Source organism: Paraburkholderia sediminicola (genome assembly GCF_902859805.1).
Taxonomy (GTDB): Bacteria; Pseudomonadota; Gammaproteobacteria; order Burkholderiales; family Burkholderiaceae; genus Paraburkholderia; species Paraburkholderia sediminicola.
The window spans coordinates 618179-632112 of sequence record NZ_CADIKC010000003.1 but is presented as its reverse complement, the minus strand read 5'-3'; the positions used below and the strand labels follow the sequence as shown (position 1 = coordinate 632112).

Below are 13934 nucleotides of genomic sequence, written 5' to 3'. Positions count from 1 at the left end.
AGGGATGCTCAGGTTCGGCTTTGCGAAACCAGGCTTGGGCGCCCTATCGGAGCTGTCCTTGAGTGAGCTGCTCGTTTGCGCAACGTGCAAAGTGACGCCGGTGAACTAACGGCTACGTGCGACTCCGCCACACATCGCGGCTAGCCCACGCCGAGCCATTCCTGCATCACGTCCGGCCGCTTCACAAACGACGCGAGCGCATCATCGAAGACAATTTCGCCGTGCCCCATCACCGCGACCCTGCTGGCGATGTCTTGCGCGATGACGAGCCGCTGTTCGATCAGCAGCATCGCCACGCCACGATCACGCAGCGTCCGCAAGCACCGCGCGACCTGCCCCATCACGAGGCTGGCCAGCCCTTCGCCGGGTTCATCGATGACCAGCAGGTCGGGGTCGCCGAGCAGTGCCCGGGCGAGCGTCAGCATCTGCTGTTCGCCGCCCGATAACACGCCGGCACGCGTGCGCCTTCGTTCGCGCAGGACGGGGAACAGTTCATAGGCGTCGTCGAAGGTAAAGCGCGGTGCACGGCCGCGCGTGTGCGGCGCCACCCCGAGTTGCAAGTTCTCGTGGACGCTCAGCGTCGGAAACACGTCGCGATGCTCAGGCACGTAACCGAGTCCCAGGCGGGCGATCTCGAAGGTGCGCAACCCGCCGAGCGCCTGGCCGGCAAAACGCAACTCGCCCTCGCTGCGCACGAGGCCCATGATCGCGCGCGCGAGCGTCGAGCGTCCTGAGCCGTTGCGGCCGACCAGCGCGACGACTTCACCGGCGTCGATCTGCAAGTTGACGCCGTGCAGGGCCTGGCTCGCGCCGTACCAGGCGTTCAGTTGTTGAATGTCGAGCAAGGTGGTCATGCGCGGACGCTGTCGCCAAGATAGGCGGCGCGTACGGCCGCATCCGCGCGAATCGCCGCCGGCGTGCCGGTCGCGATGATCCGGCCTTGCACCAGCACCGAAACACGGTCGGCAAGTGCAAACACGGCGTCCATGTCGTGCTCGACCATCAGTAACGTACGGCCGGCGGTGGTCGCGCGAATCAGTTCGATGGCGCGCGCCGCTTCGGCTCGATTCATGCCGGCAGTCGGCTCATCGAGCAGCAAGGTATGCGCGCCGCCCGCGAGCGCAAGGCCGAGGTCGAGCGCGCGTTGCTCGGCATAGCTGAGGGTGCCGGCCTGGATATGTCTGCGTGCGTCCAGCCCCACGGCTGCGAGCACCTGCTCGGCGCGCTCATCGACCGTGTTTGAGCCGCTGAAACGCTGCCACCAGCGCGTGCGATCGCGCTCGGCCAGCATGGCCGCGCAGCGCAGGTTGTCGAATACGCTCAGGCGTGCGAACACGCTGGTTGTCTGGAAGCTGCGCGCGAGGCCGCGGCGCGTGATGGCGGCCGGCGCGAGGCGCGTGATCTCCGCACCGAACAGATCGATGCGCCCGGCGTTCGGGCGCGCGCCGCCGGCAATCAGATTGAACAAGGTCGACTTGCCCGCGCCGTTCGGACCGATCAATGCATGGCGCTCGCCAGGCTCGATCGCAAGATCGACGCCGCGCAGAATCCGCGTGGCGCCGATGCGTTTTTCGACACCGTAGACCGCGAGCGCCGGGATCATGGCGCGTCTCCGGTGATCGGCGTGGCGCCGGCGCGCACGGCAAGACGTGCTTGTGCACGAAGCGCATAGTGCGCGGAGAGTGCGCCTGGCGCGGCCAGCATAACCACCACGACGCCGAGCCAGAGATGCGGCGAGGCCGGCTCCAGCGGCAGGCCGATAACACTGAACGCCGCGCCATCGCCCGCGCCGAATTGCACGGCATAAGCCCACTGCACCGCAAGCACGACGGCCAGCGTCCAGAGCATCGCCGAGGCCGCGCCCCATAGGTACGCCTTGCCGCACACACGCCAGCCGTAAGCAGCGACGCGTGCCGCGTGCCGTTGCATGAAGCCCGCCAGTCCATCCGGCGACGCCACCACGATCACGATGAAGAACAGGCCCAGATAGAACAGCCAGGCCCGCGTCACGCTCGCCGCCGCAACGCTGAAAAACGTCAGGACAATCGCGCCCGCGATCGGCCCGAAAAACGCGCCTGTGCCGCCGATCACGGTCGCGATCAGCACAGCGCCCGAGCGCATCATGCCGACGCTTTCCGTCGACACGAGTTCGACATTGATCAGCCCCAAGGTGCCTGCGATACCCGCAAAAAATGCCGACATCACCACGACGCCATAGCGGATGCGGCGCGGATAGCAGCCGATCGCGGCCGCGCGCGCCGGGTTGTCGCGCACGGCGTTGGCGAGCCGCATAAACGGCGTGCGCGACAACCCGAACATCGCCACGCTCGCCAGCACGCACCACAGCGCGATCAGCGCATACGCCTCGCGCGCCGGGCCGAAACTCCAGCTTGCGAGCATCGGTCCGGCCGTGCGATCGATCGGCACGCCGGCCTCGCCGCCGAACCAGTCGGGCAGCGTCCACGCGGCTGCGGCGACGAGTTCGCCGATGCCGAGCGTAATCATCGCGAAGGCCGTCCCGGCGCGCCGCGTCGACACGAAACCGAACAGCACGCCGCACAGCGCGCCGCCGATGCCGCCGATCAACGGCAACAGCACCAACGGCACACCGATGCGATTGAACACTTGCGCCGCAATGAGTGCGCCGAGGCCGGAATAAGCGGCATGTCCGAAAGACAGCAAACCCGTTTCGCCGAGCAACAGGTTGTACGAGAGCGCGAATACGATCATCGTCGCGGTTTGCGCGAGATAGGCGAGCAACCAGCTTTGCGGCCAGACAAAGGGCGGCACGGCGAGGAACAGCACGAGCGCGAGCCACGGCGCGAACCCGCGCAACATCGGGCGCGGCTTGACTGCCGGCACAGCAGACTTTTCAGGCGGCTCACGCATGATCGTCGCGCCGTCCGAACAGTCCGCGCGGGCGCAGCGCCAGCATCGCGACAAGCAGCAGATAGGGAATCAACGGGGCGAGTTGCGCGAGCGTCAGCGTGTCCCACGCGTCAGGCAGCATGCCGCCGAATACGGCTGTGAGATCGCCCAGCGAAACGTCGCTCGCCACCGCGAAGGTCTGCACGCAACCGACAATCAGCGACGCCGCCAGCGCCCCGCTCAACGAACCGAGTCCGCCGATCACGACCACCACGAAGACGATCGAGCCGAGCGATTCCGCCATCGACGGCTCGATCACGAAGAGCGGCGCACCGATCACGCCAGCCAACGCGGCCAGCGCCGTGCCCGCCGCGAACACGCCGGTGAACACGCGCGGCACGTTATGGCCGAGCGCCTCGACAGCGCTCGCATGCGTGAGCGCAGCGCGAACGATCAGCCCCGCCTTCGATACGCGCAGCACCAAGTAAAGCACCGCCAGCATCGCCAGCGACACTGCCATCATGAAGGCCCGATAGCGTGCAAAGGCCGCGCCGTAGAGGGTGAACAACGGCCCCTCGAGCACGGCCGGAACGGTCGCGCCAAGCGGACTCAAGCCCCAGCCGAGCTTGACCAGTTCACCGAGCAGATACGCGGCGCCGAAAGTCAGCAGCAACTCGGGGAGATGGCCATGCACACGCACGCGCCGCAACAGCCAGCGCTCCAACGCCGCGCCGATCAAGCCGACGATCAGCGGCGCGATCACGAGCGCACTCCAGAAACCCGCATGTGCCGCCACCGAAAAACCGACGTACGCGCCGAGCATGTAGAAGCTCGCGTGCGCGAAATTCAGCACGCCGAGCATGCTGAAAATCAGCGTCAAACCCGCCGACAGCATGAACAGCAGCAGGCCGTAACTGATACCGTTGAGCAGATTGATGACGAACGACTGCACGCGCCTATTCCGCCTGCACAGCGACGGTCAGCGGTTCGAGCACCGCGCGCAGATCGGCGGGCAAGGTCACCGGCCGCCGCGTGACGCGATCCACATAGACGTGCACGAAATGCCCTTGAGCGGCGGGTTGATCTTCCCCCGCCTTGAAGAGGCCCACTTCGTAGCGCACGCTTGAGGTGCCGAGCCACACAACCCGCAAGCCCGCTTCGACGCGCTCGGGAAACACCAGCGGCGCAAAGTAATTGCAATGCGTCTCGACCACAAGGCCGATCGTCGCGCCATGCTCGAAATCGAGCACGCCGGCGCGGATCAGATACTCGTTCACCACCGTGTCGAAGTAGCTGTAATAGACGACATTGTTGACGTGGCCATAGACGTCGTTATCCATCCAGCGCGTGGTGATCGGCAGAAAATGCGGGTAGGCGTTGCGCGTGGCCGGTGCGGGTTTGTTCATCGCTCACTGCCCCGGTTTTTCGACAAACTCGAACGGCAAGCCGCGCCGCCGCATCCATTCGCCGAGCGCCTGACCGGTGCCCGCGCGCCACGGACGCAATTTGGCCGGCTCGACCAGCCGGTATTCGAGCAGTTCCGGCGACAGCGCGACGGTGCCATACGCCTTCACGTGATACGCGATGATCAATTCGTTTTTGCGGATGAATTCGTACACGCCGATCAATTCGACCGTCTCCGCGCGCAGCGACGTTTCTTCCAGCACTTCGCGGGCAATGCCCTCTTCCGGGGTCTCGCCGTTTTCCAGAAAACCGGTGATCAGCGCGAACATGCCTTCCGGCCATGCGGCGTTGCGCGCGAGCAGAATCTTGCCCTCGTACTCGACGATCGCGGCCACCACCGGCAGCGGATTGTTCCAGTGAACGTAGCCGCATTCCGTATCGGGGCAGATCTGGCGGATCCGGCCGCCTTCATGTTCGGCATCGGCGCGCTCGATCAAAGGCGTAGCGCAGCGCGGACAAAATCGGTGTTCGGTCATGGCGAGTGGGTCGTCTCTTATGGTTTGTGTGCAGCGTTGTTCAGTGTTGAATGTCGTGCCGCGGCTGGTTCAGCAAGTCGTGCTGCGGTGCTGTTTGTACGCCCGGCTCATGGTTCCAGCTTCCGGTTCAAGCTCACGGAGCCAGCCTGGTCGCACGCACGCAGCCGACGCCGTTTCAGGCCAGGCACAAATCGCGCACTTCGGCGGCGAAACGCTCGACAGTTTCAGGCTGTGTGTCCCAGGCGCACATCAGCCGGCAACCGCCCGCGCCGATGAATTCGTAGAACTTCCAGCCGCGCGCGCGCATTGCCTTGGCGGCCGGCGCCGGCAATTGCGCAAAGACCGCGTTCGATTCTCGCGGAAACATGATGCTCACGCCGGGAATTTCCTGCAAGCGCGATTCCAGCAAGGCCGCCATCGCGTTCGCATGACGCCCGTTGCGCAGCCAGACGTCGTTATCGAGCAGTCCGAGCCACGGCGCGGAGATGAAGCGCATTTTCGAGGCGAGTTGGCCGGCTTGCTTCAGACGGTAGGCGAAATCGTCGGCGAGCGAGCGGTCGAAGAACACCACCGCCTCACCGACCGGCAAACCGTTCTTGGTGCCGCCGAAGCACAGCACGTCGACGCCCGCGCGCCACGTGATCTCGGACGGATGCACGTCGAGCGCCGCGACCGCATTCGCAAAGCGTGCGCCGTCCATGTGCACTTTCAGATGACGCCGCTTGGCGATCGCCGCGATCGCGCGCACTTCCTCGACGGTGTAGACGGTGCCCACTTCCGTCGATTGGGTCAGCGTGACGACCTTCGGCTTCGGGTAATGAATATCGGCGCGGCGCGTGACAACCGCTTCGATCGCATCCGGCGTGAGCTTGCCGCCGACGCCCGGGGCGGTCAGCAGCTTCGAGCCGCCGGAGAAGAATTCCGGGCCGCCGCATTCATCGGTTTCGATGTGCGCGAGTTCATGGCAGATCACCGAGTGATACGACTGGCACAGCGACGCCAGCGCCAACGAATTGGCGGCCGTGCCGTTGAACACGAAAAACACTTCGCAGTCGGTCTGGAAAAGATCCCGCAGGCGGTCACAAACCTGATTGGTCCAGGAGTCGTCGCCGTAAGCGGGTTCGTGCCCGCTATTGTTGGCGGCGATCAGCGCGTTGAGCGCTTCGGGACAGATGCCGGCGTAGTTGTCGGACGCGAAATGTTGCATGGCTGGCGACGCGCCCGGCGACGGGTGCGCTGAGATGACGGGAAAGCCGTCATTTTAGTGCGCCGGGGAGTTATTTGTTTTTTGGTCCGGAATTTGCCTCGTGGGCGGTTCAACGGGCCCATGCGTTCTTCGCAAGGCGGGGGACGAACTTGCCTTGCCTTGCCTTGCGCTTGCGCTTGCGCTCGCGCTTGCACCCGCGGGATCTGTTGACGCCGAGGAATGCGCTACCCGGAACTACCGTCAGTTGCAGCCGCAATCGGGCATGCGCCCACGGCCTCGCGGCATGTGCGCCACGATGATCAGGCCAGCCGCGCCCAACAGTAGCGTCCCCGCCGCCAGCCACAAAGCCGGCGAAAACGACCCCGTGTGCTCGGCGATCGGCGCGGCCACCAGCGGGCCGACGATCTGGCCGACGCCGTACGCCGCCGTCGCATAGCCCATCAGGCCGGCCGCTTCGTCGCCAAGCAGACGCCGCGCCTCACGCATCGCGAACAGGGTGATGGCCGTAAATGGCAGGCCGATCAGGATGCTGCCGAGCGAAAACCCGCCCGCCGTGGGCCAGACGATGCCGAGCGCAATACCGGCGGCTTGCAGCACGTAGCAACCGGCGAGCAGAGTGCGATTGTCCCAATCCACCGGCAGGCGTGCCGCGAGCAACGCGCCGACAATCAGGGCCGCGCCGAACATCGGCCAGAACAGATCGGGCCAGGACGAACCCGGCAGCGCGTGGCGGGCGATCACCGGCAGGAACGTCGCGGTGATGATGTAGCCGAAGCCGGGCACGCCGTAGAGCAGGATCAGCCAGAAGGCGTCGGCGCGGTGCCAGGCGTGGTTTGTCGAGGCGCGGTGACCTGCGGGCGCGGATTGGCGAGCGGCGGTGGTTGCGCGGCCTGCGGTGCGTGTCGCGCCTGCTGAGTCGGTCCGGAACACGGGCCAAACCACGATCGAAAGCACCGCCCCGATGAGTCCGAAGCCGATCCAACCGACCGTCGCGCCATAGCCGCCCGCAGCGCTGACCAGCAGACCCGTTCCGACAATACCCATGCCCGGGCCCGTATAGATCACCCCGCCCCACCCGTGCGCGCCGAGTTCGGCGAGCCGCCGCAAGCCCCACTGCGAGGCGAACACAAAGGTCCAGGCGCTGACCGCGCCAGCGATGAACCGCACGACGGCCCACACCCAGAATTGGCTTGTTACGCCCATCGCAAGCGTCAGCAGGACCGTTGCGACAAGCCCCGCGCGCACCATGCGCGCCGGCTCGACCCACAGCGCTGCGCAAGTGATCGCGCCGACGAAATAGCCCGCATAGTTGGCCGATGCGAGCCAGCCGCCGTGCTGGATATCGATCTGCGGCTGACCGGGCGCGCTGCCGTGAAGCATCAGCGGCAGGAGCGGCGTGAACGCAAAACGGCCGATGCCGAGCACCACGGCCAACGTGATCATGCAGGCAAGCGCCGCGCGGCGGGCGGCGTGACGTTCAGCAACGGTGTCTTGCGCGCCGGAAGCGAGATCAATCATGAGCATCACCGATAGTGGAAGCGGGCCGGCAATTGCCAGCCTGTTTAATCCATATTAGCTTGACCTTTCAATCACGAAAAATGAATAATTAGGATATCAACCATCGCCAGGAGAGAATCGTGGATCTGGCCGCTTTGACTATTTTTCGTGCTGTCGTGCGGGAAAACGGCGTGACGCGCGCCGCTGCCAAGCTTAATCGCGTGCAATCGAACGTCACGACGCGCATCAAGCAACTTGAGGAGCAGCTGGGCACCGACCTGTTCATCCGTGACGGCCGGCGCCTTGTTTTGACCCCGGCCGGCGAGACACTGCTGCCCTACGCGGAGCGTTTGCTCGCGCTCGCCGACGAGGCGCGTCATGCCGTACGCGAGGATCGTCCGAGTGGACGCCTGCGTTTGGGCACGATGGAAAGCGTCGCGGCGACGCGTCTGCCCGGATTGCTCGCGAGTTATCACCAGCGGTGGCCCGATGTCGCGCTGGAACTCGAAACCGGCACGACCGGCAAGCTGATCGAGCGGGTCCGCGAATTCGAAGTCGATGCAGCGCTAGTGGCGACGCCGCAAGATCCTGCCGCGCTCGGCGAATTGTTCGAGACGGTGCCGGTTTTTCGTGAAGAGCTGGTGATGCTGTCGCCGCGAGGCCATCGGCCGATTCGCGAAGTAAGAGATATTGCTTTATCGACGCTGATTGCGTTCGAGCGCGGCTGCGCTTACCGCGCGTATATCGAGAAGTGGTATCTGGAGCATGGCGTGAGGCCGGCTCGCGTTCTGGAGCTCGGTTCGTATCATGCGATCGTGGCTTGTGTCGCCGCCGGCGCGGGGGTGGCCGTGGCGCCGCGATCCGTGCTCAATCTGCAAACGGATGCGAGCAATATCGCGGTTCATGAGCTTCCCGATATTGGTGTGATCGAGACGCTTCTCGTCTGGCGACGCGGGCATTTTTCGTCGGCGCTCAATGCGCTGCGGCAGACGCTGGTGTCGGGAGAGGATGCGGCGGAGCTACATGCCGCTGTGGCGGTAGGCGCTGCTTGAGGCTTGAGGCTTGAGGCTTGAGGCTTGAGGCTCTGGGCTCTGGGCTCTGGGCTTTGCCTGCGTGCTGGAGAACGCTAGCCGTCACCGCACCCGGCCTGTTCACCGCGAACCCTGCGATAGTCACCTACTCCTGCTGCAGAGGGAGGCATCGCGAAGAGCGGTTACTTGCACCGGCGCCCGGCCGGGTTAACGCACAGCCGCCTACACGAAACGGCCAGAAACAACTTGGGCCATATGGGACGCCAAAACCACCAGCGCCCCGCATGGCCCAATCAAACCCGAATCAAAGTTGGGCTTCGACCCAACCCTTCACGCCTGCCAGTGCCGCCGGCAGATTCGCCGGTTCGGTGCCACCCGCTTGCGCCATATCCGGTCGCCCACCGCCCTTGCCGCCGACTTGCTGTGCAACGAAGTTGACCAGTTCACCAGCCTTGACCTTCTTGCTGGCGTCCGCCGTCACACCGGCGATCAGGCTCACCTTGCCGCCCTCGACCGAAGCCAGCACGATCGCCGCGCTCTTCAGCTTGTCCTTCAGCTTGTCGACCGTTTCGCGCAGCGTTTTTACGTCCGCGCCCTCGAGCGTGGCAGCCAGTACATGCACGCCGGCCACTTCGATTGCCTGGCCAGCAAGCTCGTCGCCCTGGCTCGAAGCCATCTTCGACTTCAACGCGCTCAGTTCCTTCTCCAGCGACTTGACCTGATCCTGCACCTGCACGATCCGCTGTGTCAGTTCCGAAGGCTGCGCCTTCAACACGGCCGCTGCCGCGTTGATCCGCGCGTCGAGGTCCTGCACGAAGCGCACCGCGTTGTCGCCCGTGATCGCTTCCACGCGACGAATACCGGCAGCCACGCCGCCTTCCATCACGATCTTGAAGAGGCCGATGTCGCCCGTGCGATGCACGTGCGTACCGCCGCACAATTCACGCGAGAAACCGAGGTCGAGCACGCGCACTTCGTCGCCGTACTTTTCGCCGAACAGCGCCATCGCGCCGCCCTTCACCGCTTCATCGAACGGCATCACGCGCACGATGCCCGGCGCGTTCGCCAGCACTTCCGCGTTCACGATCGCCTCGACCTGACGGATCTGCTCGTCGCTCATCGGCGCGTTGTGCGCGAAGTCGAAACGGGTCTTGTCTGCATCGACCAGCGAACCCTTCTGCTGCACGTGCGAACCGAGTACTTCGCGCAGCGCCTTGTGCATCAGGTGAGTGGCCGAGTGATTGCGCTCGGTGCGGGCGCGACGCACCGCATCGATTTCCGCCTTCACGACGTCGCCGACTTTCAGCGTGCCCTGCTCGAGCATGCCGTGATGGCCGACCACGTCCGCCTGTACCTTCAGCGTATCGGCTACCGCGAAGCGCACGCTCGCGTTCGCCAGCACGCCCTGGTCGCCGACCTGACCGCCCGACTCCGCGTAGAACGGCGTGTGGTCGAGCACGACGACCGCTTGTTGGCCGTGATTCACTTCCTTCACCGACGCGCCGTCGACATACAGCGCGATCACTTTCGCGTCGTCGAAGATGATTTCTTCGTAGCCGTGGAACGTGGTCTTCGCGCCGGAGTATTCGAGGCCCTGCGCCATCTTGAACTTGCCCGCCGCGCGCGCCTGTTCGCGCTGACGCGCCATGGCTTCGTCGAAGGCGGCTTCGTCGACCGTGACTTCGCGTTCGCGGCAGACGTCTGCCGTCAGATCGAGCGGGAAGCCGTAGGTGTCGTGCAGCTTGAACGCGAGTTCGCCGTCGAGCGTCTTGCCGCCCTTCGCTTCCAGATCGGCCAGCGCGCTTTCAAGAATCGACATGCCGTGCTCAATGGTCTCGAAGAAGCGCTCTTCTTCCTGACGCAGCACGTCGGTCACGCGTTGTTCCGCGTCCTTCAGTTCCGGATAGGCGCCGCCCATTTGCGCGACGAGGTCCGGCACCATGCGGTGGAAGAACGAACCCTTCTTGCCCAGCTTGTAGCCGTGGCGGATCGCGCGGCGCACGATACGGCGCAGCACGTAGCCGCGGCCTTCATTGCCCGGAATCACACCGTCGACGATCAGGAACGAGCAGGCACGGATGTGATCGGCGATCACCTTCAGCGAGTTGTTCGTCAGATCGGTCACACCGGTTTCGCGGCCCGCAGCCTTGATGAGCGCCTGGAACAGGTCGATCTCATAGTTGCTGTGCACGTGCTGCAGAACCGCGGCAATACGCTCGAGACCCATGCCCGTGTCGACGCATTGCTTGGGCAGCGGCGTCATGTTGCCTTGGGCGTCGCGGCTGAACTGCATGAACACGAGATTCCAGATCTCGATGTAACGGTCGCCGTCTTCCTCAGGAGACCCCGGCGGGCCACCCCAGATTTCCGGACCGTGGTCGTAGAAAATTTCCGAGCACGGCCCGCACGGCCCGACGTCGGCCATCTGCCAGAAGTTGTCCGACGCGTAGCGCGCGCCTTTGTTGTCGCCGATGCGAATGATCCGCTCGACCGGCACGCCGACTTCCTTCGCCCAGATGTCATGCGCTTCGTCGTCTTCGTGATAGACGGTGACCCACAGCTTGTCTTTCGGCAGCTGGTACACGCCCGTCAGCAATTCCCACGCGTAGTGAATCGCGTCGCGCTTGAAGTAGTCGCCGAACGAGAAGTTGCCCAGCATTTCGAAGAACGTGTGGTGACGCGCGGTGTAGCCGACGTTTTCCAGATCGTTGTGCTTGCCGCCGGCGCGCACGCTGCGCTGCGCGGTCGTGGCGCGCGCATACTGACGCGACTCCGCGCCGAGGAATACATCTTTGAACTGCACCATTCCCGAATTGGTGAAGAGCAGTGTCGGGTCGTTGCCGGGCACAAGGCTCGACGAGCGAACGATCGTATGGCCCTTCGATTCGAAGAACTTGAGGAATTTCTCGCGGATTTCGGCGGCTTTCATAGCGTGCGGGGGACGGGTTTGCCAGTTCCCTGGCTGTTACCGGCGGCATCATGGAGATGCGCCAACTGTTTGTTTCTTAAACGACTGATTATACGGGATCGGCGCCCCTGCGCGGCGGCGGCCCTGTCTCCGCCTTGATCCCGATAGCCATTCGGCCAGGTTTGGCCGGGTAGCAAGTGACATGGCAAGGCGCGCCGCGCGTCCTATGACGTTCGGCCGACTGCGCCGGCGCGCGGGAATCGCTTAAGATTGCCCCCATCCGCGGCGCCATGCGCGCCGCGTCAACATCCACAAATCTTGCATGGGACCGAAGTAAGCGCCAAAGCGCTAACACCGGTCGACCGCTGATGCATGGGACCGGAGTAAGCGCTAAAGCGCTAACACCGGTCGACACAGGAGACATTGAAAAATATGGGCGCTCTCAGTCATATCCGCGTGCTGGACCTCACTCGCGTGCTCGCCGGACCCTGGTGCGCGCAGACACTCGCCGATTTCGGCGCCGACGTCATCAAGATCGAACGCCCCGAAGTCGGCGACGACACGCGCCACTGGGGGCCCCCCTACCTGAAAACGCCCGAAGGCGCCGACACGCGCGAGGCCGCCTATTACCTCGCCGCGAATCGCAACAAGCGCTCGGTCACCGTCGACATCGCTTCGGCCGAAGGCCAGCGGATCATCCGCGAGCTGGCCGCGCAAAGCGATGTGGTGCTGGAGAACTACAAGGTCGGGCAGTTGAAGAAGTACGGCCTCGATTACGCGTCGCTGAAGGAAGTGAAACCCGATCTGATCTACTGCTCGGTGACCGGCTTCGGGCAAACCGGCCCGTATGCACAGCGCGCCGGCTACGATTTCATCGTGCAGGGCATCGGCGGCTTCATGAGCATTACCGGCGAGCGCGATGGCCAGCCGGGCGGCGGCCCGCAAAAGGCCGGCGTCGCGATCGCCGATCTGATGACCGGCATGTATTCGACCATCGCCGTGCTCACGGCGCTTACGCATCGCGACCGCACGGGCGAAGGTCAATACATCGACATGGCGCTGCTCGATGTGCAGGTGGCCATGCTGGCCAACATGAATTCGAATTACCTGGCGAGCGGCCAGCCGCCCGCGCGCTGGGGCAATGCGCATCCGAACATCGTGCCCTACCAGACCTTCCAGACGAGCGACAGCTGGATCATCGTCGCGGTCGGCAACGACGGCCAGTTCCGCAAGTTCGTCGAAGCGGGCGGGCGCCCCGAGCTCGCCGTTGACGAACGATTCGCGACCAATCCGGCACGCGTACGCAACCGCGATATCCTCGTGCCGATTCTCGCCGACATGGTGCGTCTGCAGGGCAAACAACAATGGATTACCGCCCTCGAAGCAGCCGGTGTGCCGTGCGGGCCGATCAACGATCTGGGCGAAGTGTTCGAGAACGAGCAGGTGGTGGCGCGCGGGCTGCAGGTCGATCTGCCGCATCCGTCGGGTGGCACGGTCAAACTGGTGCGCAATCCGATCAATATGACCGGCACGCCGCCCGAAGCGCTGTCCCATCCGCCGACGCTCGGCGAACACACCGACAGCATCCTGCGCGATGTGCTGGGTTATGACGAGGCCAGGATTGCGGCGCTGCGGGACCAGTCGGTGATTTGAGGCCGGCTGCCTTGCGGGCGAGGGGTTTGGAGCCGGCTGAAGCGGTGGCAATTTTCAACGAAGCTGGCGGTGGTGCCAGCTCACTCGCCACCCTGCTGTGTTGGCGAACCGGCCACTCTCGCCTCGGGTATCCGCCGGCAAATCGGCCCCTGCACCGAGAGCGAGACAGAGCGCGGTGTGGGCGTCGAACACCGGCCGAATCAGCGCAAATCAGGCCGTCACCGCCGCTCGTCTAACGAAGCCAGCCAGCGCCGCCCCTCGTCCCAATCGCCGAGGCCGCTGTCGGCATTGATGTGGCCGCGCGGCCCGATATCGATCCAGCGGCTGCCCCACGCGCTCGCACAAGTCTGCGAAAACGGCACGCCGCCGTATGGATCGTCGCTGCTCGATACGACGATACTCGCGAACGGCAGGCGCGCAAGCGGCACCGGCGAAAAGCCGCTGGCGTCCTGCGGAAAATGCGCCTCGGAGGGATCGGGCACGGCCACCAGCAGCGCGCCCGCCACCTTCGCCAACTGTGAAGCGCTTGCGTATTGCGACGCCCAGAAGGCGGTCGTCAGACAGCCCAGGCTGTGCGCGGCAAACACCACCGGCGAGGCGGCCGCGGCCACTGCGGCGTCGAGCGTGCGGCACCACGCGTCGCGCGTCGGATGGTCCCAGTCAGGCATCTGCACGCGCACGAAGCCGGGATCGAGCGCTTCCCAAAGCGTTTGCCAGTGGCCCGTGCCGGAGTTCTGGTAGCCCGGCAGCACGAGTACGTTTAGTTTTTGTCCGCTCATTGCGTTCCCCGTCGCAGTTCGTTTTTCAAGTTCGCTTTCGCGATATGTTTC

The 13934-nt window shown here is 64.7% G+C and carries 12 protein-coding genes; 2 read left to right on the top strand and 10 right to left on the bottom strand.

What is annotated here, in order from left to right:
- Positions 1 to 140: 140 nt before the first annotated feature.
- From R8871_RS15315 to R8871_RS15280, 8 genes are all read right to left on the bottom strand, one after another.
- Entirely contained in the window at positions 141 to 854 is a 714-nt protein-coding gene (locus tag R8871_RS15315) for an ABC transporter ATP-binding protein (RefSeq protein ID WP_175051194.1), read from the bottom strand.
- On the bottom strand, positions 851 to 1603 hold the full coding sequence (locus R8871_RS15310) for an ABC transporter ATP-binding protein (RefSeq protein ID WP_175051193.1): 753 nt from the start codon (positions 1601 to 1603) through the stop codon (positions 851 to 853). Before R8871_RS15310 ends, R8871_RS15315 begins: the two co-directional genes overlap by 4 nt.
- Complete coding sequence (locus tag R8871_RS15305) at positions 1600 to 2889, bottom strand: branched-chain amino acid ABC transporter permease (RefSeq protein ID WP_175051192.1); 1290 nt, start codon at positions 2887 to 2889, stop codon at positions 1600 to 1602. Before R8871_RS15305 ends, R8871_RS15310 begins: the two co-directional genes overlap by 4 nt.
- On the bottom strand, positions 2882 to 3820 hold the full coding sequence (locus R8871_RS15300; protein ID WP_175051191.1) for a branched-chain amino acid ABC transporter permease: 939 nt from the start codon (positions 3818 to 3820) through the stop codon (positions 2882 to 2884). Before R8871_RS15300 ends, R8871_RS15305 begins: the two co-directional genes overlap by 8 nt.
- A gap of 4 nt (positions 3821 to 3824) precedes the next feature.
- The gene (locus R8871_RS15295; protein ID WP_175051190.1) at positions 3825 to 4274 is read right to left on the bottom strand and encodes an acyl-CoA thioesterase; all 450 of its coding nucleotides are present in this window, start codon (positions 4272 to 4274) and stop codon (positions 3825 to 3827) included.
- A 3-nt stretch (positions 4275 to 4277) separates the two neighbouring features.
- Positions 4278 to 4808 (bottom strand): NUDIX domain-containing protein, encoded by a 531-nt coding sequence (locus R8871_RS15290; protein ID WP_175051189.1) that lies wholly within the window; start codon positions 4806 to 4808, stop codon positions 4278 to 4280.
- Between the two features lie 175 nt (positions 4809 to 4983).
- Positions 4984 to 6015 carry a threonine aldolase family protein gene (locus R8871_RS15285; protein ID WP_175051188.1) on the bottom strand — a complete coding sequence of 344 codons (1032 nt, stop codon included), beginning with the start codon at positions 6013 to 6015 and terminating at the stop codon, positions 4984 to 4986.
- 240 nt (positions 6016 to 6255) lie between these two features.
- Complete coding sequence (locus R8871_RS15280; RefSeq protein WP_175051187.1) at positions 6256 to 7533, bottom strand: YbfB/YjiJ family MFS transporter; 1278 nt, start codon at positions 7531 to 7533, stop codon at positions 6256 to 6258.
- 119 nt (positions 7534 to 7652) lie between these two features.
- Between R8871_RS15280 and R8871_RS15275 the strand changes: the two genes are divergently transcribed.
- Entirely contained in the window at positions 7653 to 8564 is a 912-nt protein-coding gene (locus tag R8871_RS15275) for a LysR family transcriptional regulator (RefSeq protein WP_175051186.1), read from the top strand.
- 283 nt (positions 8565 to 8847) lie between these two features.
- Here the strand turns inward: R8871_RS15275 and alaS are convergent, their stop codons facing one another.
- Entirely contained in the window at positions 8848 to 11472 is a 2625-nt protein-coding gene (gene alaS, locus R8871_RS15270; protein ID WP_175051185.1) for an alanine--tRNA ligase, read from the bottom strand.
- A 411-nt stretch (positions 11473 to 11883) separates the two neighbouring features.
- Here alaS and R8871_RS15265 point away from each other — a divergent pair, with 411 nt between their 5' ends.
- Entirely contained in the window at positions 11884 to 13104 is a 1221-nt protein-coding gene (locus R8871_RS15265; RefSeq protein WP_175051184.1) for a CaiB/BaiF CoA transferase family protein, read from the top strand.
- 218 nt (positions 13105 to 13322) lie between these two features.
- Here R8871_RS15265 and R8871_RS15260 read toward each other — a convergent pair whose 3' ends face one another.
- Positions 13323 to 13883 (bottom strand): RBBP9/YdeN family alpha/beta hydrolase, encoded by a 561-nt coding sequence (locus R8871_RS15260; RefSeq protein ID WP_175051183.1) that lies wholly within the window; start codon positions 13881 to 13883, stop codon positions 13323 to 13325.
- Positions 13884 to 13934: the final 51 nt, after the last annotated feature.